The organism is Corallococcus macrosporus (genome assembly GCF_017302985.1).
Taxonomy (GTDB): Bacteria; Myxococcota; Myxococcia; order Myxococcales; family Myxococcaceae; genus Corallococcus; species Corallococcus macrosporus_A.
On sequence record NZ_JAFIMU010000002.1, the window covers coordinates 688,050 to 708,665 of the forward strand.

A 20,616-nucleotide genomic window follows, 5' to 3' on the forward strand; every position below is an offset into this window, starting at 1 on the left:
AGGTCTTCATCCAATCACGTCGCGCCGGGCTTCAGCGCGGATGCGGAGCGCAAGAGCCCGGCGCCGCTCACGATGAGGATCCCCGTGAGGACCAGCACCGCGCCCACGGCGAAGGACAGGTCCGCCTGCTCGTTCAGCACGTAGATGCCCGCGCTGACGCCGAACAGGGGCGTCATGAACGAGAAGACAGACAGGTTGGACGCGAGATACCGGCGCAGGAGCCAGAACCACGCGAGGTAGCTGGCGAAGCAGACGATGACGCTCTGGAAGAACAGGCTCGCCCACGCCACGGGCGCCATCGTGATGGGACCGGCCTGGCCTGTGAGCAGGGCCACCGGGAGCAGTATCGCGACGCCACCCACCAACTGGTACAGCAGCGTCTGCGTGGGCGGCGCTTCGGACAGCGCGGAGACGCGGATCGCCACCGTGGTGGCGCCCCAGGCCAGGCCCGCGAGCAGCCCCAGCGTGTCGCCCAGGAGCACGCCCGGGCCAAGGCCCCCATGGAGCCAGCCGCCGCCAAAGGCCAGCGCGATGCCCGCGAAGGCCACGCCAATGCCCAGCCACTGCGTCCGCTTCAGCCGCTCGGAGGGCACGAGCCAGTGCAGCCCCAGCGCCGAGAAGACCGGCGCCGTGTAGAGGAAGACGCCCATGTGCGAGGCGTGCGTGTGTCGCAGCCCCTCGCCCACGAAGAGGAACTCCAGGGAGAAGAGCACGCCCACCAGCATGCCGGCGCGCCACGGGCCCCGAAGCAGCAGCCCGCGCTCGCCCCTCAGCCAGCACAGCAGCCCCACGAGCAGCGCGGCCACGCCCGAGCGCAGCGCCATCTGCATCATCGTCGGGACATGGGGCGCGGCCAGCTTCACCGCCACCTGCTGCATCCCCCAGATGGCGCACAGCACGACCATGGTCGCGAGCGCGAAGCCGTCCGCGGGTTTCCGTTGAACGCTCATGACTTCATGGTGCGCATGACGGGGCTGATGGATATAGCGAGATTCCGACAACCCATGCCGAGAAGCCGCCATGGCGAAGCAGCTCCAGGTTCCCTTCACCTCAAAGCTTCCACACCCCGTGTACTTCCGTGCGGCGAGCCTGCCCGCGGCGGCGAGCTATCCGCAGCACCGTCACCCCTGGGGTGAGTTCGTCTACGCGTTCAGCGGGGTGATGGAGCTCAAGCTGGCGGGCAGCCACTACCTCGCGCCGCCGCAGTACGGCATCTGGCTTCCGCCCGACCTGGAACACCGGGGCATGAACCGCTTCGAGGCGAGTCACTGCTCGCTCTACCTCGCGCCCGAGTGGTGCCGGGGCCTGCCCAGGACAGCGTGCGCGATGGCGGTCAGCCCGCTGATGAAGTCCCTGATGGAACACCTGCGCGCCCAGGACCTGGCTCGGCCACGTACCAGCGCCGAGCGGCGGTTGTTCCGGGTGCTCATCGACCAACTGACGCTGGCCCCTGCGCACGGCAGCTACCTGCCCATGTCCGATGATCCGCTCCTGGAGCCGGTCCTCACGGCGCTGGAGCAACATCCGGAGGACGAGCGCTCCCTGGCGGAATGGGCCAAGGCGCTGCACACCACCGAGCGCACGCTGGAGCGGCGCTGCCAGCAGCAACTGGGGCTGTCGTTCAGCGAATGGCGCCAGCGGCTGCGCGTGGTCAAGGCGCTCGCGATGCTGGAGCAGGGACACGCGGTGGAGGCCATCGCGCTGGATCTGGGCTACAGCAGCGCGTCCGCCTTCATCGCGATGTTCCGGCGGATGACGGGCACCACGCCGGACAAGGTCCGCGGCCACGGCTTCGTGGCGTCGTAGCGGGTCAATCCCTCACATCACTTCGCCGCGCCGCCGGATTGACGGACGACGGCGCTGGAGCCCGGCATGCGGCCTCCCTTCGGCAGCGGCTCGAAAGGCCTGGCAATCCGGTGGGATTGCCAGGCCTTGGAACAGCCGGGGAGCTTGGGTGTTCCCGGAGTCGTTTCGTCCGGAGGACTACCGGACGATGTTCAGCGCGGTGTCATCCAGGAAGAAGCTCGTCTGGAGCGACGAGTCCTCCGTGCCGTTGAAGTAGAGGCGGATGGTCTGGCCCTTGTACGCGGCCAGGTCGAACGTGCGCTGCACGTAGGCCGTGCCCTTGTCCAGGTTGCTGTACGTGGCGAGCGTGGCCAGCACCGTGCCCGCGCTGTTGCGGACCTGGACGGCCAGCTTGTCGTAGGCCGTGCTGGTGGTCGTCTCCGCCGTGGTGATGCGCGCCCAGAAGCTGAACGTGGCGCTGCACGCGGAGGCCGGGATGGTGATGTCCTGGTAGGCGAACTCGGTGCGCGTGGCGCCGTAGCCGTTCAGGTAGGCCTTGTACGTGCCCGTGCGCGGCGCGCTGCCGGACGTGCTGCCGTCAATGACGCCCGACGACGTGGTCCAGCCCGTGTTGCCGCTCTCGAAGCCCGCGTTCACCAGGAGTTGCTCGGAGATGGAGCAGCTGCCCGTGCCGTTGTTCACCGTCACCGACACCGTGGACGACGTGCCCACGTTGTTCGCCGCGTCGTACGCCTTCGTGGTCAGCGCGTAGGTGCCGTTGGCCACCGCCGTCGTGTTCCACGCGACGCTGTAGGGCGCCGCCGTCGCCGTGCCCACCAGCGTGGTGCCCGCGAAGAACTCCACGCGCGACACGCCCACGTTGTCGGAGGCGCTGGCGCTCAGGGTGGCGGTGCCGCTCAGCGTGGAGCCGCCCGCGGGAGAGGTGATGGACGTCGTGGGCGGGGTGGTATCGCTGCCGCCGCCGCCGGTGATGAAGAGCGTGTACAGCAGCTTGTTGGGCGAGCCCGTCCCGGGGCTCGTGACCTTGTTCGGCGTGGCGTTGTTCACCAGCGCGTCGCGCACCTGCGCGGGCGTCGCGCCGGGGTTGGCGCTCAGGTACAGCGCCGCGGCGCCGGCCACGTGCGGCGAGGCCATGGACGTGCCGCTCATCGACGTGCTGGACGAGTTGCCGGAGTTGGAGGCCGAGGTGATGCTCGAGCCCGGCGCGAAGATGTCCACGCACGTGCCGTAGTTGGAGAACGACGAGCGGCCGTCGCTGCTGGTGGTGGAGCCCACGGTGATGGCGTTGGGCGTGCGGGCCGGCGAGTAGTTGCAGGCGTTGGCGCCGTCGTTGCCGGCGGCGACCACCGTCGTGACGCCCGCGGCGATGAGCCGCTCCGTCGCGTCGTCGATGGCCTGGATGCCGACGTCGCCGAGGCTCATGTTGGCGACCGCGGGCTTGACGTGGTTGGCCGCCACCCAGTCGATACCGCCGATGACCTGCGCGTCGTTGCCGTAGCCCGTGCAGTCGAGCACGCGCACGCCGTGGAGGGTGACCTTCTTGGCCACGCCCCAGGTCGTGCCGCCCACCGTGCCGGACACGTGCGTGCCGTGGCCGTGGCAGTCGGACGGGTCGCTGTCGTTGTCGATGAAGTCGTAGCCGTTGCCGAGGCGGCCGGTGAACTCCGTGTGGGTCAGCCGGATGCCGGTGTCGATGACGTACGCGTGCACTCCGGTGCCGTCGACGTTGTAGGTGTAGGAGCTGTTGCGCGGCAGGTCCCGCTGGTCGATGCGGTCGATGCCCCAGGTCGCGCTGGTCTGCGTCGCGGACACGTGGATGAGGCCGTTCTCCTGCACGTAGGCCACGCGCGGGTCGGACAGGAGGCGCTGGGCCTCGGCCTCGGTCATGTTCGCGAGGAAGCCCTGGATGGAGTGCTCGTAGGTCCGCAGCACCCGGCCGCCGCCCAGGGACGTCAGCTCCCGGGCGATGTTCGACGCGCCCTGCTGCCGGACGTCCTTCGCGGAGTCGCGCAGGACGACGATGTACTCACCGGGGATGGCCCGCTCACGGCGGATCATCTGCGCCGTGTGACCGAACTGCTCGCTGTCGGACTCCGGTGCTTCCGGCATCGGGCCGCATGCCGCGGCCAGCAGGGAGAGGGCACTCACCGCCTGGGTCAGTTTCAGTTTCATTCGGCCTCACGGGGAACGTGCGGGCACCGGGACGGATGCCCTCGCACAGTCCGTGTAGTTAGCTTTTCTTGAAAAACCGGTCAATGCAGCCCCGGGTGCGAGGGAAGGGTAGAGTCATCGGTCCGACGGAGGCGGCCATGGATGATGACGACGCGTTTCTCGATGGGTTCTCACGCGGGGAGGTGAGCGGGTTCACGCACCAGGACCATGTGCGGGTGGTCTACCTCTACACGCGAAAGGCTGGCGGTGAGGCCGCCGTCGAGCTGACCCGCGCGGGACTGAAGACGTTGACCCGCAGGCTCGGGGTGCCGGAGAAGTTCCACGAGACCGTGACGGTGGCGTGGGCGCGGCTCGTCAGCGAGCAGGTGGAGGCGGCTCCGGGCCGCGACTTCACCGCGTTCATTGGCGACAACCCGCGCTTCCTGCGCAAGGACCTGCTCGAGGACTACTACTCCCGCGAGGTCCTCTTCGGCTCCGAAGCGCGGAGCCGGTTCATCGAGCCGGACCTGCGGCCCTTGCACCGCTGACTTTACATTGAGCGAACGTTCACTCAAAGATGCGGGGCATGCCTCGTTCGGCGGACGCCAACGCAGCCCTCCGGGAGAAGACGCGGGAGCGCGTGCTCCAGGCCGCGGTGCGGCTCTTCTCCCGGCACGGCTTTGATGGAACTCCCGTCCGCGCGCTCGCGGAAGAGGCGGGCATCGCGGTGGGGCTGCTCTATTCGCACTTCGAGTCGAAGGAGGCGGTGCTCCTGGCGCTGATGCAGTCGTCGATGGTGGACGTCGCGCGGACGCTGGAGGACGCGGACCGTGAGCCCACCGCGCGCGGGTTCGTCACGGCCCTGCTCACGTCCACCGCGGAGATGCTGGACGCGCACCGGGACCTCTGGCGGCTGAGCCAGGGCCTGCGTCACCAGCCGGAGGTGCTGGCGCGGCTGAAGCTGCCGCTGGAGCACTTCCTGGTGGCCACGCACCAGCGGCTGAAGCAGGCGCTGGCGGCGCGCGGGGTGCCGGAGGCGGGCCTTGAAGCGCGGGTGCTCTTCGCCACGGTGGAGGGCTTCACCCAGCAGTACCTGCAGCACGAGAGCGGCTACCCCGCCGCCGAGGTGATTCGCGCCGTGGCGCGGAAGTGGCCCGGTGCTCTTCGCAGGCGAAAGGCGGACGCCCCATGAAGCGGCTGAAGGTTCCCGGTGGTGAGATGGCGTGGTGGGAGGAAGGGCAGGGCACGCCGGTGGTGCTGGTGCACGGGACACCGTCGTCGTCGCGCGAGTGGCGGGACGTGGCCCGGCGGCTCACGCCGTCGTACCGCGTGCTCGCGCCGGATCACCTGGGCTTCGGTGACAGCGAGCGGCCCGGGGACTGGCGCACCTATTCGCTGCCCTGGCACGTGGAGAACCTGCGCGCGTGGTTCGAGCAGCAGGCGCTGGGGCCGTTCCACCTGGTGGTGCATGACTTCGGTGGGCCCATCGCGCTGCCGCTCGCCATCGCGGCGCCGGAGAAGGTGCTGAGCCTCACCGTGGTGCAGAGCTGGCTGTGGGACCTGAAGGGGCCCAACGTCGACAACGCGCTGATGCGGTGGCTGTACCTGTCCTGGAACTTCTCCGCGCGCGTGCTGGTGAAGATGTCCTGGGGCCGCCGCGCGAAGCTGACGCGCGAGCTGCACCAGTCCTTCCTGGCTCGGTTCCCGGACCGGGTGTCGCGGATGGGCACCTGGGGCTTCGCGCGCTCCATCTCCCACGAAGGTCCGTGGATGGAGGAGCAGGGCAAGGGACTGGGCCGGCTCGCGAACGTTCCCTCGCTCGTCGTCTGGGGCAAGGCGGACAAGGTCGTGAAGCCCGAGCACCTGTCCCGGTGGAAACAGACCCTGCCCCGGGCGCGCGTGCTGGAGCTGGAGGACGTGGGTCACTTCCCGCAGCTGGAAGCACCCGATGCGCTGGGTGATGCGCTCCGGGCTCACCTTGACTCTGTATCAATGTCGACAGTTTGATCCTGGGGTTCCGACACTCGCTCCCCAGGAGTCATCACCGTGCCCCACCCCAATGCCGAGACGGCGCTGGAGATGCTGGAGTACTGCCGTTTCGCCTACAAGGCGTACGCCCAGAGCTGTGTCTACCCGATGGATCCGTTCTACGAATCCCACGGGGCCGGGCTGTGGCAGGGCGCGCGGGACCGGGTGCTGGCCCGGGTGCACAAGCTGCGCGGCAGCGAAGCGCACGTCCACAAGTTCGATCCCATCGAGTACGAGCTGACGACTCCGCCAGACCCTACGCTCGGGGTCGTGTACCGGGGGGGCACTGGCGACTCGCCGTACATCCTCTTCCATCCGAGGGAGCTGGACCGCTCCATCTCCTTCTCCAAGGGCGTGGACCTGGGGGGCGAGGACGTCCCCATCAAGGTTGAGGACTTCTTCGGGGAGAAGACCCTGCTGGGGCGCGAGCACTCGCAGGCGACCGGCTCGAAGCGGTGCTGCTACTTCCAGGGCATGACGGGGATGACCCAGACGCACCCGAAGGCGGGCTGGCCCAGTTGGCTGGGGGCCGCCATCTATGACCCGGCCCTCCAGCGGCTGGTGGTGGTGTTTCGCGGGAGCCGGAGCGGAAGCGGTGGACGCGCGCTGGGGCAGGCGCTGGTCAAGAGCACGGGGAGCCCGGACTGGGTCACCGACATGAACCACCTGAAGGAGGCGCGTGTCGGCCGGTTCAGCAACGCGACGCTCTCCGCCGGCTTCTGGTACGCCTACGCGAGCTGCCAGGAGTCGCTGGCCGCGGCCTGCCTGGAGGCGATGCACGGCCGGGTGCCGCGAGAGATCATCTTCACCGGCCACAGCCTGGGGGGCGCGCTCGCGCAGTGCGCCTACCTGGACCTGGTGGGCGGCGAGCTGCTGGAGAAGGTCTACGCGAAGATCAAGAGCAAGGTGAGCGTCACCTGCTACGCCCTCTCCGCCCCGCCCGTCGTGCTCGGCGCGAAGGCGAAGGAGATGCTCACGGTGCACCTGGGCGGGGAGCCGCAGGTGTTCCACCACTTCTCGCCGCACGACGCCGTGCACAACAGCAAGAAGGTGAATCTCTCCGCGGTGACGGCCGTGAACTCCGTCGTGGCGAACCTCACCCATCCGCTCACGTCCTCCATCCACCTGGGGCAGGAGATTCCGCTGAAGGACTGCACCAAGGCCTTCCCGGACGCGCATGAGCCCGAGGAGGTGCGCGCGGGCCTCGTCGCACTCGTGCGCAAGGAGACCGGAGCGATGCTGCCGGCGGATCCCGGCTTCTGGCCCACGTTCGACTTCAACCCGACGGGCATGTGGGGGATGTCGGTGCGGCCGGGCGTGGACACGCTCGAGGCGCACCTGAAGATCGCGCTGCTGACCAGTGTCTCGGAAGAGCGGGCGCGGGTGCGCGCGCAGCTCTGGGCGGACGTGGTCAAGGGCAGTGGAAAGAAGCAGGACGGCTACGCGGTGCTGGAGGACACGGACGGCGACTCCTTCGACGCCTTCGCCAGTGCCTGTGAGCTGGTCGCGGAGCTCAGCAATCCCTTCACGGAGAACCGCAAGCAGAACAAGACCCAGCTTCGGGAGCTGCGCAACGAGATGATCAAGTCGTACCAGGGGGCCTCGGGCCACAAGGCCTCCTCCAGCGTCTACTTCGTGATGCTCCAGTACCTGACCGCGGCGCAGTACGGGCTCGACCTCGTCTGACGTCAGGGCCCATGCCCGGCTCAGAAGGCCGGGATGATGGCGCCGCCGTAGGTGGCTTCGATGTGGCGGCGCACCTCCTTGGACTGGAGCGCTTTCACCAGCGCACGGACCTCCGGGCGGTTCTCGTCGCCCGTCCGGACGGCCAGCACGTTCGCGTGGGGGTTGCGCGTCGCGGACTCACGGGCCAGGACGTGGGCGTCCAGGTGCAGTTGCTTCTGGGCCTCCAGGAAGTAGTTGCCGTTGATGACGGCGGCGTCCACGTCCTCCAGCGTGCGCGGCTGCTGCTCGGCGTCGATCTCCTTCAGCTCCAGCCTGCGGGGATTGCTCACTACGTCCTGGAGGGTGGCGTCCGCTCCCGCGCCCTCACGCAGCGTCAGCAGTCCCTGCTTCGCCAGCAGGTGCAGGGCCCGCGCGGCGTTGCTGGGGTCGGCTGGAAGGGTGAGCTTCGCGCCCTCGGGCAGCTCCGCGAGCTGCCGGTACCGGAGCGAGTAGAGCGCCAGCGGCTCCAGGTGCACCGCGCCCACGCTCTTCAACGCGAGGTGGCGCTCGCTGGCGAAGCGCTCCAGGTAGGGCTCGTGCTGGAAGTAGTTGGCGTCGAGCTGGCCATCCGCCAGCGCGAGGTTCGGCTGGATGTAGTCGGTGAACTCCACCACCTCCACCCGCACGCCTTCCCGCTCCGCGACCTTCGCCGCGACGCGGAGGATTTCGCCATGGGGCACGGGATTGACGCCGACCTTCAGCGGCCGGTGGGCACTCGCGGGCTCGGAGGGCGCGGGCTTGCAACCTCCCAGCAACGACGTGGCGAGGAACAGGAGGAAGGCGGACAGGACTCGGAAGGAAGTGCGCATGGGTTTACGTGTGATCAGGAGAAGGGGAGGGGGAGCCGTTGTGGTCGAAGCGGGAGGCCAGACGCTCTCCCAGCCATTGCAGGAGCTGCACGAGCACCAGCAGCACCGCGAGACAGCCCCACATGACGTCGACGCGAAAGCGCATGTAGCCGTACTTCACCGCCAGGTCGCCCAGGCCGCCTCCGCCCACCGCGCCCGCCATGGCGCTGTAGCCAAGCAGGCTGATGACGACGAGCGCCGCGCCTCGCACCAGCGAGGGCAGGGCTTCCGGAAGCAGCACGCGGAGGATGATGCGCGGGGGCGTGGAGCCCATCGCCACGGCCGCCTCGACCCGGCCGGCGTCCACTTCGCGCAGGGCCTGCTCCACCACCCGGCCCATGAAGGGAATGGCCGCCACGACCAGCGGCACGATGGCCGCCGTCGTTCCGATGGTGGTTCCCACCAGGAGCCGGGTGAGCGGCACGATGGCCACCATCAGGATGATGAACGGGATGGAGCGGCCCACGTTCACCAGCGTCCCCAGCACCCGGTTCAACGCGGGCACCGGCCAGAGCCCGCCCCGGTCCGTCACCACCAGCAACACGCCCAGCGGCAGGCCGGCGAGCGCCACCAGCACCGACGCCACCGACGTCATGTAGAGCGTCTCCAGGGTGGCCACCCCCAACGCTCGCGGCAGGTCACCCATGGGCGGCCTCCCCGGCGGTCAGCCCCTGGTCGCGCAGGAAGGTTCGCGCGTCCGCTATCGCTCCTGGCGCGCCGTGCAGCTCCACGAGCAGCCGGCCCACGCGGGCCCCGCCCACGCGCTCCACCGCGCCCTCCAGCAGCAGCACGTCCACGTCGAAGCGGCGGGCCAGGGTGCTGATCAACGGACTGCGGGCATGCGCATCCGTCAGGGACAGCTCCACGCGCTGGCCCACGGCGGCTTCCTGCGGGGAGAGCGGCGGAAAGCACAGCGCACGGAGCCGGGACTCCGGCGTCGCGAGCAGCTCCTGCACGCGTCCCTGCTCGACCAGCCTTCCGCCCTCCAGCACCGCCACCGAACCACAGAGCGCCTTCACCACCTCCAACTGGTGGGTGATGAGCAGCAGCGCCAAACCAAGCTGTTGCTGGAGGTCCTTCAAGAGCGCGAGCACGGAGCGGGTCGTCTCCGGATCCAGCGCGGACGTGGCTTCATCCGAAAGCAAGACACGCGGACGGGGCGCCAGGGCGCGGGCAATGCCCACCCGCTGCTTCTGTCCCCCCGACAGCTGCGCGGGATACGCGCGCGCCTTGTCGGACAGGCCCACCCGCGACAGCAGCTCCGCCACGCGCGCCCGGATGGCTTCGCGCGACAGGCCCATCACCTCCAGGGGATAGGCGACGTTGCCCTCCACCGTGCGCGAGGCGAACAGGTTGAAGTGCTGGAAGATCATCCCGATGCCTTGTCGCGCCTGCCGCAGCTCGCCGGGGCTCAGCGACAGCAGGTCCTGTCCCGCCATCCGCACCTCGCCCGTGGTGGGGCGCTCCAGGAGGTTGGCGCAGCGAAGGAGGGTGGACTTGCCGGCGCCGCTGCGCCCCAGCACTCCGAACACCTCTCCCTGTGGCACGTGCAGCGACACGTCGTGCAGGGCTGTCACGCGCCGGCCGCCGTGCCCGAAGACCTTGCCTACGCCTCGCAGTTCAATCACGCGCGCCTCCACACGGGGGCTGTGTCACGACGGTGCGGCATCGGGGGCTCCTGGGGCGCCCACGCTCACGGGAGCGGGGGCGCCGGACGGTTTCGGGATGGGGGTGGGAAAAATGAAAAGGCCCGTCCCCGGATGACGGGAACAGGCCAGACCGACAGGCGCGAATGCGCGGAGGGATGCTCAGCGCATGCGAACGGACGGACCGGCCGCGACACGGCAACACATGCCGTGACAACAGGTCCTGAACGTGGCGGCGCGAACGAGCATCAGCGGTGGAGGTAATCGAGCCCGCGCGGACTGTCAACCCGAGGCAGACCTGTCCGACAACCGGACAGGTTGAAGCGTGCGCCGCTCAGCGCCTGAACCACCACGTGCCCCGCGGTCAGCGACAGGGTGTCGCCCGCACCGAGCACGTGGTCGTGCGGGTCGCCCTCGAGCGTGAGCCAGACCTCTCCCTCCTCGCAGCGCAGCCTTCGCGATGAACCGCGCAGGCGCCTGCTCCACAGGCCGCCTTCCAGCAGCGACACCCGTTCCTGGCAATCCTCGGATGTGGGGCCCCACAGGCGTTCGGCCAGCGCTCGCAGCCAGGGGAGATTCAGCAGCGTGAAACGGTCCACCATCTCGGTCCTCCCGTGATGGACCCACCATGCGTCCGAAGCCCCGACCAGAACAGATGCAGCGAATGGCGATTGTGACCAGTACAGTTCCAGCCTGGCGAACTGTGCTGGTCACGGGGTCGCGAAGCTGTACCTGGGCAGCCGGAGCCTCCGGCGCTATCCGTTGAAGTCTCGAGGAGGGTCCCTCCATGGGTGCAGGTGCGCAGTCCCTGAAGCTCTACGAGAGCGTCGCGGAGCGGCTGAAGGACGCCATCGCCGCGGGCACGCTGCGCCCGGGTGAACGGCTGCCCTCGGTGCGGCAGTTGAGCGCCCGTGAGCGGGTGAGCGTCTCCACCGTGCTCCAGGCCTATGTGCAGTTGGAGTCCCAGGGCCTCATCGAGACGCGGCCCCAGTCCGGCCACTACGTGCGCGAGCGGGTGCGGCTCCGGCTCGCCGAGCCTCCGGTGTCCCGCCCTCCGGTCTCCGCGACGCCTGTCACCGTCAGCGACCTGGTGTCGCATCTGTACCGTGCGTCACGGGAGCCGCACATCGTGCAACTGGGCACCGCGTGGCCGGCGCCGGAGCTGCTGCCCACCCGCAGGCTGTCGCGGGAGTTGGGCCAGCTCGCACGGGAGCAGCAGGCCGAAGGCGTCATGTATGACCTGCCCGCCGGTTCGAAGCTGCTGCGCCAGCAACTGGCGAAGCGCTCGCTGGAGTGGGGCTGCGCGCTGGGCGCCGACGACTTCATCACCACCAACGGGGCTTCCGAAGCGGTGCACCTGTGCCTGTCGCTCGTCGCCGCCGCGCGCAGCGGTGACACCATCGCCATCGAGTCTCCCGCCTACTACGGCACGCTGCTCGCCATCGAGTCATTGGGACTCAAGGCCCTGGAGATTCCCTGCCATCCGCGCCATGGCATGGAGCTGGACGCGCTGGAGTCCGCGCTGGAGCGGCGGCGGGTGGCCGCGGTGCTGGTGGTCCCCAGCTTCAGCAACCCGGTGGGCAGCTGCATGCCGGAGGACAACCGGCGCAGGCTGGTGGAGCTGGTGACCGCTCACGACGTGCCGCTCATCGAGGACGACATCTACGGCGACCTGCACTTCGGTCCGGAGCGTCCCCGCCCGTGCAAGGCCTTCGACACGCGGGGACTGGTGATGCTGTGTGGTTCCTTCTCCAAGACGATCGCCCCGGGCTTCCGCGTGGGCTTCGTGGCCCCGGGCCGGTTCCGGGAGCGCATGGAACTGCTCAAGTTCACGCAGACCGTGGCTTCACCGCTGCTGACCCATGCGGCGGTCGCGCGCTTCCTGGAGAGCGGTGGCTATGACAGACACCTGCGTGGCCTGCGCCGCAACCTCGCCTCGCAGGTGGAGCACGTCGCGCACGCTGTCGCCGAGCACTTCCCCCAGGGCACGCGGGTGGCCCTGCCGTCAGGAGGCCTGCTGCTCTGGGTGCAGCTGCCGCCCTCGGTGGACGCACACGCGCTCAACGCACGCGCCCTGGAGGCGGGCATCAGCATCGCGCCGGGGTCCATCTTCTCCGCGCGGCCGGACTCCTACCGGAACTTCATCCGCCTGAGCTGCGGCCAGCCGTGGACGCCGCGCATCGAGGACGCTGTCGCCACGCTGGGACGGATGGCCTCCGGGCTGATGACGACCGCGCCGCGACGATGAACGGGAAGGGCCGTCACGGCATGCGCATGACGGAGGGAATCTCGGCGAGCGGCGGGAAGCCCCAGCGGGCGCGCTCCTCGTCCGTCACGCTGGGGTCCACCGGGTGGAGCTTCATGGCCTTGTCCGCCGGGTCGATCTTGTACTGGGTGCCAAAGCGCTGCGGGCGGTCCGCGTTCATCAGCCACCGGTCCCACGCCGCCGCGGCCAGCCACAGGCCCGAGGGGTGCCCGCGCTTCGCGGCCTCCGCGCCCATCCGCCGTGCCAGGGCGTAGTCCTCCAGCGTGTTGCCATGCTGGAAGATGAACCCCGCCGCGAGGAAGTCCGCTCCCTCCTTCAGGGCACCCTGGGCCAGGAGTTCCTGGACGCGATGCCGCCGCTGGGCATCGCGCGCCGAGATCTTCTTCCAGGCCTCCTTGCTTGGAAAGGGCCCCTGACGGTCCGCCTGGTCCTCCGTGAAGAGCCGCTTCAGCTCCTCGTTGGAATAGGGGTGCGGTTCCGGCAGCGTCGGCATCCGCTCCGCCAGCGTGATGAACGCCGGGTCGTCACGCAGCGGCGCGAGGTCTTCGTCCTTCTTCATCCGGGCCTCGTCGCGGAAGCCGGACTGGACCGCATGGGACAGCCAATCCAGCGCCTCCTGCCGCTTTCCGAGCAGCGACGCCGCGCACGCGGCCGAGTACGCGGCGTTCGGATCCGCGTTGCCCTTGGACCGGATCTGCTCATAGAGGGCCAGGGCCTCCGCGTACTTCTCCTCGTACATCAGGGCGGAGGCCCGCTTCGCCTGCTTCCAGCCCGCCATCGGTGCCGCGGGGGCTTCGATGGGGGGAAGGTCAGCGGTCTTCTCCCCGGCGGCCGTGGGCGCGCTGGAGGGAGCGTGTGCACATGCGACGGTGAACAGGCAGGACAGGGCGAGGATAGGGATTCGCATGGCGCGAACTCTACGCGAGATGGCCTGTCACGACGTCGCGACGATGAACAACCGGGGGAAGGGCAGCAGGACCGTGCCGTCCGGCAGGGCAGGATAGGCTTTGGCGATCCCGGCCTGATAGCGATTGAGGAACTCTGTCTTCTCACCCGCATCGAGCGGTTCGAGGAAGGGCCGGAGCCCCGAGCCCTTGAACCACTCCACCACCGCGCCGGCGCCTCCCGTCAGCGGGTGGAAGTAGGTCGTGCGCCAGACGTCCACCGTGGCGCCTGCGTCACGCAGCACGCGGAAGTACCAGTCGGCACCGAGGCGGGCCGTCCGCGCGTTCGCGGCGGCTCCCAGCTTGCCGGCCCATGGGCCCTCGCTGGCGGTCTGCCGCATCAGCCGGTGCGACGGCTCGTCCAGGTTGTCCGGCATCTGAACGGCGAGGCTTCCGCCCCGCGCCAGCTTGCTCAAGAGCGATGGCAGGAGGGTGGAGTGGTCTGGCACCCATTGCAGCACCGCGTTCGCGAGGATGACGTCGTAGGGGCCCGGGTCGCTCCAGGTCGCGATGTCTCCCAGGTCGAAGCGGACGTCCGGCAGCCGCTTGCGCGCCGCGGTCAGCATGTCCGGTGAGCTGTCCATGCCGGTGATGGCCGCCTGGGGGAAGCGGGCGCGCAGCAGCTCCGTGGAGTTGCCGGGGCCACAGCCGATGTCCGCCGCGCGCTTCACCTCGGGCGTGGGGACCCGCGCGAGCAGGTCCCGGATGGGACGGTTCCGCTCGTCCTCGAACCGCGTGTACTGCGCAGCCGACCAGTCCATGGGCCTCCTCCTTTTTCGGGAACCTATCGCGTCATGGCGGTGTCATGGGCTGGCCATGTCTTGGCGGGCATGCGCTCGCCAGTGGCGGATGGGTTAGCGTTCCAATCATGCGCCTCTTTCGTGCTTCCTCCGTCGTGTTGCTGATGGGGTTCCTCGCCTGGGGTTGTAAACGGGACGCTGACGTCGCCCCGGCCAAGGCCCCTGCTCCGGTCGCGGCGCCGGCCAATGCTCCGGCGCCCTTCGTCCAGGCGGGGCTGGTGGCGCCCGTCACTGCCGCGGGGCAGCCAGACACGGGGGAGGTGGACCTCGCGGCGCTGCGTGACTCCGTGGCGGATCCGCGGGTGCTCTCCGATGAAGAGCTGCAGGCGCTCTCGCCGGACACGAACCGCCGACGGGAGGCCCTTGAGCGCAGGGCCGCACCGCCGAGGGCGCTCGCCATGGAGGCACCCGGGCTGGGGGAAACGGACGTGATGGACAGCGTGCCGCCGGCTCCCACTGAAGACGCCGAGGAGGTGGAGGGGAGCGTCGCCGGGGGAGTCATCGGTGGCGTCGTCGGTGGGCAGCTCGCAGTGCCAGCCCCATCCGCCGCGCCTCCCATGCCGGAGGCGCGTCTGCGTTCCTCCATGCAGGTCATCCGGGGGGCCGGTAGTGGAGGAGGTGGAGTCGGCGCCGTTGGACGCGGCGCGGCGCCCGCGAAGAAGCAGGCCGCCGAACCGGAGGCTCCGAAGCCCGTGCTGCCTCGCGTGGAGGCCGCGCCCCGCGCCGCCAAGGTGCTGGTGATGAGCGACGACGGCCGCTACCAGCCCCTCAAGGCCCGCGCCGTGCGCGTCGTCACGTACATCCAGGGCTCCCGCGCGCGCACCGTGGTCGACCACCTCTTCGAGAACGACACCGGCCGCAGCCTCGAAGGCACGTTCTATTACCCGCTGCCCGGTGGCGCGACGGTGGCGGGCTTCGCGCTGTACTCCGGCGCGGTGGCGGTGGACACGCCGTCGCTGTTCCAGTCGTCGGACCTGCTGCCGCCACTCGGCGACAATTCGACGGAGTCGGAGCAGCTCGCCGCCTCCGCGCCTCCGGCTGCTCGTGGTTCGAAGCGCTCCTGGGGTGACATCCAGGAGGCTCGCGTCGTGGAGCAGAAGCGCGCACGGCAGGTGTACGAGGACGTCGTGCGCCGCAACGTGGACCCCGCGCTGCTCGAATGGTCCGGCGCTTCCACCTTCAGTGCCCGCGTCTTCCCCCTGCCTCCGAAGTCGCTCAAGCGCGTCGTCATCGCGTATGAGCAGACGCTCCTCTTCGACGGCACGCGCCTGCGCTACACGTGGCCGCTGCCCCCGGGCGCGGGCAAGGAGCTGCGCGTCAGCGCTCGCGTCCACGTGGATCCGCGACAGGCCCTGGAGGTCGCGGTGCAGCCGGATGCGGGCGCGAAGGCCCGCACGGTGGGCGCGTGGCAGGTCCATGACTTCCCGACGCTCTCGGGGGACGGCGCGCTGGGATTGGCGCTGAAGCCTCGCGGCGAGGACGCGGACGTGCTGGTGGGGGCCGACGCCGCAGGCCTTCCGGGCCGCGCCTTCCACGCGCGGGTGCGGCTGCCGGGCCGGCTCACCTCCGGCGCGGAGGGGCCTCCCACGGGCCGGGCGGTGCTGGTGGTGGACACGTCGCTGTCCTCCGAGGACGGCAACGCCTGGGCCATCCAGGCGGCCACGCTTCGCGCGCTGCTGGAGAAGGACGCGACGCTGAAGGAGTACGCGGTGCTCCTCTTCGACGTGCGCCCCCGCTGGCTGCACGGACCGGGCTTCCGCCCCAACGACGCCGCGCACCGGCAGGCGAGCTTCGCGGAGCTGGAGCACGTCTTCCTGGAGGGCGCGTCCCACGTGGACGGCGCGCTGGAGGAGCTGGACCGGGCCGGACGTGAATGGCTCAAGCCGTCCGTCTCCGGGGAGCGCGTGACGGCGTTCCTGCTCTCCGACGGCAACATCACCTGGGGGCAGAGCCGCGTGGACGCGCTCCTCTCCCGGCACCCGAGCGTGGAGTCGCTGCGCTGGGTGACGTACCGCTTCGGCGAGGCGGCGGTGAACACGGAGCTCTTCGACGCGCTGGCCCGCTCCAGCGGGGGGCGCGTCGTGAACGTCCTGTCCGCGGCGGAGGTGGAGGCCGCGGCGAAGGCGCACCGCGCGGCGTCCGTGGTGCTGTCCCGCGTGGCCGTGGTGGGCGCGGACGTGAAGGACCTGGTGGTGGCGGGCCGGCCCCGGCTCGTCTTCCCCGGCCAGGAGCTCCAGGTGGCGGGCCGGCTGCCGGGCAAGGGCGACGCGGCGCTGGAGGTGGTGACCCAGGCGGGAACCGGCCCCGAGCGCACGCTGCGCATCCCCCTGCCGTCCGGCGAGGACAGCGCCTTCGCACCCCGGGCGTGGGCGGAGCTCTTCGTGTCCCGGCTGGTGTCCCTGGATGACGAGCGCTTGGACCGGATGGTGGTGGCGCTCAGCCAGCACTACCGGCTGGCCAACGCCCGCGCGTCCATGCTCGTGCTGGAGTCCGAGGGCGACTACACCCGCTACGCCGTGCGCGACGCGCAGGTGGACCTGGAGAACCTGGAGTCGCTGCGGCGCAGGGAGGAGGACCAGCGCCGCGACAAGCTGCTGGGCATCGCGCTGGATGACGTGCCCGCGCGAGGCCGCGCGCTGGTGGCCCGGCTCACCGGGCAGAAGGGCGTGCCCGCGCTCCTGAAGCGGCAGCCGCTGCGGGACGCGCCCTACTCGGGCGGTGAGCAGCGGCTCCAGGCCGAGCTGACCTACCGCAAGGCACGGCGGGAGAACCGGGACGACGTGATGATCTACGAGGCCGTGGCCCGCAGCCGCGCCTTCTCCGGTGACACCTGGGGCGCCGTGCGCGCGCTGTCGTCGCCCGTGGAGCTGCGGCCTCGCGACGCGGAGGCGCTGCGGCTGGTGGGGTATGGCCTGCTGGCGCTGGGGCAGTACCCGGCGGCGGCGGAGCTCTTCGAGCACGTGCGCCTCAACCGTCCCTTCGAGGCGCAGGCCTTCCTGGAGGAGGCGCTCGCGCTGGATGCGGCGGGGCGCTACGCGGAGGCCGCGCGGAACTATGAAATCGTCCTGGCGCGTTCGTGGCCGCGCCATGGCGAGGAGCTGCGGACGGTGGCGGGCTTCCACTACGCCCGCATGCTGGCGGGGCTGGAGCGGCAGGCCCAACTCGCGGAGGTGGCCCCCCTGCTGCGCGAGCGCCGCAACGACTTGCGCGGACCCGACGGCGAGGCGCTGTCCTCGGACGCGCGGCCCATCGACTACCAGCTCACCACGCACTGGAACTCGGACAACACGGACATCGACCTGTGGGTCATCGAGCCGAACGGCGAGAAGTGCTTCTACCAGCACATGCGGTCGTCGCTGGGCGGGCGGCTGTACTGGGACATCACGGATGGCCTGGGGCCGGAGCTGTACCACGCGCGCAAGGCCGCTCCGGGCCCGTACCACGTGGTGGTGCACTACTACGGCAACCACTCGGCGCGGTACGTGGTGCCCACGGCGCTGCTGCTCGTGAGCGACCGGAACGTCTTCGCGGAGGACGACGGGGCCCAGCGTCGCTTCCAGGTGCGCATCCTGCCCAACGCGAACGCACGGCTGTTGCTGCGGCGCGAGGAGCTGGTGGCGGCGAAGGACCGCGTGTCGGCGCAGCCCTCACCGTGACGCGCGGCCCTCCTGCCGCAGCAGCCAGGTGGTGATGGCCTCCTGGCACTCGGCATGGCGGTCCAGGAAGGCGAAGTGCCCGCTGTCCACGCCGAACCAGGTCGCGCGCCTTCCCAGACGCGCGGCCACGTCCCGGGCAAGGCTGGCGGGCATCATCGTGTCGCGCGTCCCCTGCACGAACAGCACGGGGACCTCGGGCGTCGCCGCCCGGCGCTCCGCACCGGAGATCAACACCAGTCCCCGCAGCTCCAGGCCCGAGTCCGCGACACGGCTGCTGAGGACATGCGCCCCCACGGCTCCGTTGGACAGCCCCGCCAGGTAGACGCGGCGGATGCCCCGGGCCTTGAGCCCCGTCAGGGTTTGCTCGAGCGTCCTCGCGCCGTCCTCCGTCCACCAGGCGCCCTGTGGGCCCACGGAAGGACAGACGGTCCTCGCGGAGATGGCCCGGGCGGCCTGGGCCAGTTGCCAGCAATACACGGTGAAGTTGCCGGCGAAGCCGTGGAGCATCACCACGGCCGTGTCAGGACTGGGGTGCTCCGGGGTGATGACCACCGTGTCGAAGGCCTCCGGTGACTGGAGCCCGAGCCACGTCGCGATGGCGGGCGTGGCCACCGGGCCTTCCTCCCGCGCGAGCCGCTCAAAGGCAGACTCCAGCGCGGGGATGAACCCGGCCGCGTCCGAGGCGGGCAGCCGCCGCGCGAGCAGGAGCGCGTGGGCCGCGACGAGCGTCCCGTCGCGCTCGTCCACCAGCCGGTTCAGGTAACGCGTTCCCGGCGACGGCAGCCGCTCGGTGTGCACCCGGGCGCCATCCGCCACCGCGAGCCGGACCGCCGCGACCGTGACGAGGAGCGCCAGTCCCACGCGGGTCAGGCCCCGCCGCGTCCGCCAGGGCTTCGTGAGGAGGCCCAGCGAGAGCAGGACGCCTCCCAGCGCGTATCCCCAGCCAGATGCCGAGGCGCCGATGCAGGCCGCCAGCACGAACAGGCCGCAGGTGATGGGGCCCGTGACGAGCCCGAGAGAGAAGGCCGACCAGGAGAGAGGATGCCTCGAGGCATTCATGCCACGAAGCATCGCGGCGCGGGCCGCCCGGGAGGACTTCCGCTTCCCGAGCGGTCCCGCGTCAGGCCCGAGCGGTCGCTTGCCGGGGCCCGGCGGTGCCAGTCCCTTCAGCGCGGAGCGCTCTCAGGGAGGGCACTGCGAGATGCAGAACGCGCGATAGCTGTTGCAGTAGTACGGGTCGCCGCCGCCGAAGTAACACTGGTAGTACTTCGCGTCGCACGCGTCGGTACAGGCGCTGGGCACCGCCATCTCGACGACGCGGTTCGCCTCCTCGGGGCTCATCGGCTCCGCTTCCGCGGCACCGCCACAGCCCGCGAGCAGACCGACAGCCATCAGCCCGGCAATCATTGCCATGCGCATTCGCTTCTCCTGGGTTTTGGGGGAAGGTGTTTCCCCGCCAGGATAGCGCTGTCTTTCAATGGAAGACAATGGGCCGGCCGAAAGCCCTTTCAATGCCTTACGGGGCGCAGACGACCCCCACGCAGCCGCCCGCGCCGTTGCCGCGTGCGGCATTGCCTCCTGCGTCAATCGCCGTGGGCGCGTGGATGCCCCAGCCCGTGTTGCCCTGGGAGATATTTCTGGCGAGGGTGGGGGTGCTGCCGGGGAGGACGCGCAGGCCGTCGCCGTCGTTCGCCAGGAAGCGGTTGCCGTGGACGGGGCCGACGAGCGGCGTGGGCTCGAACTCCGGCAGGTCGGACAGGGTCAGTCCTCCCGCGTTGTCCCACCAGACGTTGTTCCGGATGTCGACGGTCCGGGTCGCGACCTTCAGGCCGCCGCCGTTGTTCATCACCCAGGAGTTGCGCAGCTGGAAGTCGAAGGGCTCCCAGTCGGGATGCTCGGGCGTGCCGAACGCGGTGTTGTTCGCGATGACGGTGTTGTCGAAGACGAGCTCCCAGCAGTTGTCGAAGGCGCTGCTGTTCCAGGTCAGGTCGGCCACGGAGGTGTTCCAGGCGAGCGTGCTCGACCTGAAGCGGACACGGCCGTAGAAGCAGAAGAGGACGTTCGCGTTCAGCGTGAAGGTCGAACCGGACACGTTGACCTCGTGGTCATCCACGAACAGCACGGTCCCGTTCCCGGTGAACTGGGACCCCCGCACGTCGACGACGCCATTGGCCGCGTCGAACTCACTGCGCATGCCGAAGGTGTTCCCGGCCAGCTGGGAGTCCGTGATGAGGACCTGGGCGTAGCCCAGGCGATGGTAGATGGCGGTCCGGTTGTCGAGCAGCGCCACCTGGTGCAGCCACACCGGCCCGGCGTCGAACACGTAGCCCGAGTCGAACCCACGCACCGTGCCGTTGCGCACCGTGCTCCCTTCCTCGGCCACGATGCCCAGGGAGTCATCGGTCGCGGGGCCGGAGCGGCGCACGGTGTGGCCGCCCAGGTCGAGCACGACGCCCGGGGCGGCGATCCGCAGCGCGGGCTCGGGCGTGCCCGGGCAGGACAGGTCGCTCGTGAGCCGCGTGTCCCGGGTCAGCACCTCGCCGCACCGGACAGGCCGCGCCTCGCTGGGCTCACTGGCCTTCGCGGTGGTGTCCCCAAGGAGCAACAGCGCCAGGGGCCACGTCACGACCCCACCTCGAATCCGTTGCATGGTGCTTCCCCCTGGCTGGAGGCCTTGCGCCTCCGCGCGAGGAGGCTGCTCACCCCACCGCGTGCCCCCCAGCCCGACCAGTGGTGGCAGGCGACT

Annotated in this window: 18 protein-coding genes; 7 read left to right on the forward strand and 11 right to left on the reverse strand. The window is 70.1% G+C overall.

All coding sequences use genetic code 11. The annotated features are described in order from the left end of the window. Positions 1–14: 14 nt before the first annotated feature. A complete protein-coding gene (locus tag JYK02_RS03245; protein WP_207048368.1) occupies positions 15–950 on the reverse strand; it encodes a DMT family transporter in 936 nt (311 codons plus the stop codon). A gap of 70 nt (positions 951–1,020) precedes the next feature. Between JYK02_RS03245 and JYK02_RS03250 the strand changes: the two genes are divergently transcribed. Then, entirely contained in the window at positions 1,021–1,806 is a 786-nt protein-coding gene (locus JYK02_RS03250; protein ID WP_207048369.1) for an AraC family transcriptional regulator, read from the forward strand. Positions 1,807–1,983: 177 nt separating this feature from the next. Here JYK02_RS03250 and JYK02_RS03255 read toward each other — a convergent pair whose 3' ends face one another. Continuing rightward, entirely contained in the window at positions 1,984–3,978 is a 1,995-nt protein-coding gene (locus JYK02_RS03255; RefSeq protein WP_207048370.1) for a S8 family serine peptidase, read from the reverse strand. Between the two features lie 137 nt (positions 3,979–4,115). Between JYK02_RS03255 and JYK02_RS03260 the strand changes: the two genes are divergently transcribed. Genes JYK02_RS03260 through JYK02_RS39450 form a run of 4 tightly spaced genes read left to right on the forward strand, consistent with a single transcriptional unit; the run spans position 4,116 to position 7,671 of the window. Beyond that, positions 4,116–4,505 carry a hypothetical protein gene (locus JYK02_RS03260; protein WP_207048371.1) on the forward strand — a complete coding sequence of 130 codons (390 nt, stop codon included), beginning with the start codon at positions 4,116–4,118 and terminating at the stop codon, positions 4,503–4,505. Between the two features lie 38 nt (positions 4,506–4,543). After that, positions 4,544–5,149, forward strand: coding sequence for a TetR/AcrR family transcriptional regulator (locus tag JYK02_RS03265; RefSeq protein WP_207048372.1), 606 nt, complete (start codon positions 4,544–4,546; stop codon positions 5,147–5,149). Beyond that, a complete protein-coding gene (locus JYK02_RS03270) occupies positions 5,146–5,964 on the forward strand; it encodes an alpha/beta fold hydrolase (RefSeq protein WP_207048373.1) in 819 nt (272 codons plus the stop codon). Before JYK02_RS03265 ends, JYK02_RS03270 begins: the two co-directional genes overlap by 4 nt. 39 nt (positions 5,965–6,003) lie before the next feature. Beyond that, positions 6,004–7,671: a lipase family protein gene (locus tag JYK02_RS39450; protein WP_207048374.1), complete on the forward strand. Its 1,668-nt coding sequence runs from the start codon at positions 6,004–6,006 to the stop codon at positions 7,669–7,671. A 20-nt stretch (positions 7,672–7,691) separates the two neighbouring features. Here JYK02_RS39450 and JYK02_RS03280 read toward each other — a convergent pair whose 3' ends face one another. From JYK02_RS03280 to JYK02_RS03295, 4 genes are all read right to left on the reverse strand, one after another. Then, positions 7,692–8,519 carry a MetQ/NlpA family ABC transporter substrate-binding protein gene (locus JYK02_RS03280; protein WP_207048375.1) on the reverse strand — a complete coding sequence of 276 codons (828 nt, stop codon included), beginning with the start codon at positions 8,517–8,519 and terminating at the stop codon, positions 7,692–7,694. Positions 8,520–8,523: 4 nt separating this feature from the next. Then, positions 8,524–9,204, reverse strand: coding sequence for a methionine ABC transporter permease (locus JYK02_RS03285; RefSeq protein WP_207048376.1), 681 nt, complete (start codon positions 9,202–9,204; stop codon positions 8,524–8,526). Then, entirely contained in the window at positions 9,197–10,186 is a 990-nt protein-coding gene (locus JYK02_RS03290) for an ATP-binding cassette domain-containing protein (RefSeq protein ID WP_207048377.1), read from the reverse strand. Before JYK02_RS03290 ends, JYK02_RS03285 begins: the two co-directional genes overlap by 8 nt. A 266-nt stretch (positions 10,187–10,452) precedes the next feature. Beyond that, positions 10,453–10,806 (reverse strand): DUF2917 domain-containing protein, encoded by a 354-nt coding sequence (locus JYK02_RS03295; RefSeq protein WP_207048378.1) that lies wholly within the window; start codon positions 10,804–10,806, stop codon positions 10,453–10,455. Positions 10,807–10,991: 185 nt separating this feature from the next. Here JYK02_RS03295 and JYK02_RS03300 point away from each other — a divergent pair, with 185 nt between their 5' ends. Further along, complete coding sequence (locus tag JYK02_RS03300) at positions 10,992–12,452, forward strand: PLP-dependent aminotransferase family protein (protein ID WP_207048379.1); 1,461 nt, start codon at positions 10,992–10,994, stop codon at positions 12,450–12,452. Between the two features lie 13 nt (positions 12,453–12,465). On the opposite strand, the gene JYK02_RS03305 is transcribed toward JYK02_RS03300, so the two are convergent. Together JYK02_RS03305 and tam are read right to left on the reverse strand one after the other, a co-directional pair. Further along, positions 12,466–13,377 (reverse strand): TPR end-of-group domain-containing protein, encoded by a 912-nt coding sequence (locus tag JYK02_RS03305; protein ID WP_207048380.1) that lies wholly within the window; start codon positions 13,375–13,377, stop codon positions 12,466–12,468. A gap of 27 nt (positions 13,378–13,404) precedes the next feature. Beyond that, a complete protein-coding gene (gene tam, locus JYK02_RS03310) occupies positions 13,405–14,175 on the reverse strand; it encodes a trans-aconitate 2-methyltransferase (protein WP_207048381.1) in 771 nt (256 codons plus the stop codon). Positions 14,176–14,282: 107 nt separating this feature from the next. Here tam and JYK02_RS03315 point away from each other — a divergent pair, with 107 nt between their 5' ends. Then, positions 14,283–17,870 carry a VIT domain-containing protein gene (locus JYK02_RS03315; protein ID WP_207048382.1) on the forward strand — a complete coding sequence of 1,196 codons (3,588 nt, stop codon included), beginning with the start codon at positions 14,283–14,285 and terminating at the stop codon, positions 17,868–17,870. On the opposite strand, the gene JYK02_RS03320 is transcribed toward JYK02_RS03315, so the two are convergent. The 3 genes from JYK02_RS03320 to JYK02_RS03330 form a co-directional block, all read right to left on the reverse strand. Next, entirely contained in the window at positions 17,862–18,929 is a 1,068-nt protein-coding gene (locus tag JYK02_RS03320) for an alpha/beta fold hydrolase (RefSeq protein WP_207048383.1), read from the reverse strand. The two genes, JYK02_RS03315 and JYK02_RS03320, sit on opposite strands and share 9 nt — an antisense overlap. A 123-nt stretch (positions 18,930–19,052) precedes the next feature. Further along, entirely contained in the window at positions 19,053–19,283 is a 231-nt protein-coding gene (locus JYK02_RS03325; RefSeq protein ID WP_207048384.1) for a hypothetical protein, read from the reverse strand. Positions 19,284–19,386: 103 nt separating this feature from the next. Then, positions 19,387–20,520 (reverse strand): right-handed parallel beta-helix repeat-containing protein, encoded by a 1,134-nt coding sequence (locus tag JYK02_RS03330; protein WP_207048385.1) that lies wholly within the window; start codon positions 20,518–20,520, stop codon positions 19,387–19,389. Positions 20,521–20,616: the final 96 nt, after the last annotated feature.

Bases quoted from the DNA above. Each gene is read 5' to 3' on its own strand.
- JYK02_RS03255 (WP_207048370.1), bottom strand. From the start codon at position 3,978: ATGAAACTGAAACTGACCCAGGCGGTGAGTGCCCTCTCCCTGCTGGCC.
- JYK02_RS03320 (WP_207048383.1), bottom strand. From the start codon at position 18,929: ATGAATGCCTCGAGGCATCCTCTCTCCTGGTCGGCCTTCTCTCTCGGG.
- JYK02_RS03250 (WP_207048369.1), top strand. From the start codon at position 1,021: ATGGCGAAGCAGCTCCAGGTTCCCTTCACCTCAAAGCTTCCACACCCC.
- JYK02_RS03245 (WP_207048368.1), bottom strand. From the start codon at position 950: ATGAGCGTTCAACGGAAACCCGCGGACGGCTTCGCGCTCGCGACCATG.
- JYK02_RS03325 (WP_207048384.1), bottom strand. From the start codon at position 19,283: ATGGCAATGATTGCCGGGCTGATGGCTGTCGGTCTGCTCGCGGGCTGT.
- JYK02_RS03265 (WP_207048372.1), top strand. From the start codon at position 4,544: ATGCCTCGTTCGGCGGACGCCAACGCAGCCCTCCGGGAGAAGACGCGG.
- JYK02_RS03280 (WP_207048375.1), bottom strand. From the start codon at position 8,519: ATGCGCACTTCCTTCCGAGTCCTGTCCGCCTTCCTCCTGTTCCTCGCC.
- JYK02_RS03300 (WP_207048379.1), top strand. From the start codon at position 10,992: ATGGGTGCAGGTGCGCAGTCCCTGAAGCTCTACGAGAGCGTCGCGGAG.
- JYK02_RS03270 (WP_207048373.1), top strand. From the start codon at position 5,146: ATGAAGCGGCTGAAGGTTCCCGGTGGTGAGATGGCGTGGTGGGAGGAA.
- JYK02_RS03305 (WP_207048380.1), bottom strand. From the start codon at position 13,377: ATGCGAATCCCTATCCTCGCCCTGTCCTGCCTGTTCACCGTCGCATGT.
- JYK02_RS03315 (WP_207048382.1), top strand. From the start codon at position 14,283: ATGCGCCTCTTTCGTGCTTCCTCCGTCGTGTTGCTGATGGGGTTCCTC.
- JYK02_RS03330 (WP_207048385.1), bottom strand. From the start codon at position 20,520: ATGCAACGGATTCGAGGTGGGGTCGTGACGTGGCCCCTGGCGCTGTTG.
- JYK02_RS03260 (WP_207048371.1), top strand. From the start codon at position 4,116: ATGGATGATGACGACGCGTTTCTCGATGGGTTCTCACGCGGGGAGGTG.
- JYK02_RS03295 (WP_207048378.1), bottom strand. From the start codon at position 10,806: ATGGTGGACCGTTTCACGCTGCTGAATCTCCCCTGGCTGCGAGCGCTG.
- JYK02_RS03285 (WP_207048376.1), bottom strand. From the start codon at position 9,204: ATGGGTGACCTGCCGCGAGCGTTGGGGGTGGCCACCCTGGAGACGCTC.
- tam (WP_207048381.1), bottom strand. From the start codon at position 14,175: ATGGACTGGTCGGCTGCGCAGTACACGCGGTTCGAGGACGAGCGGAAC.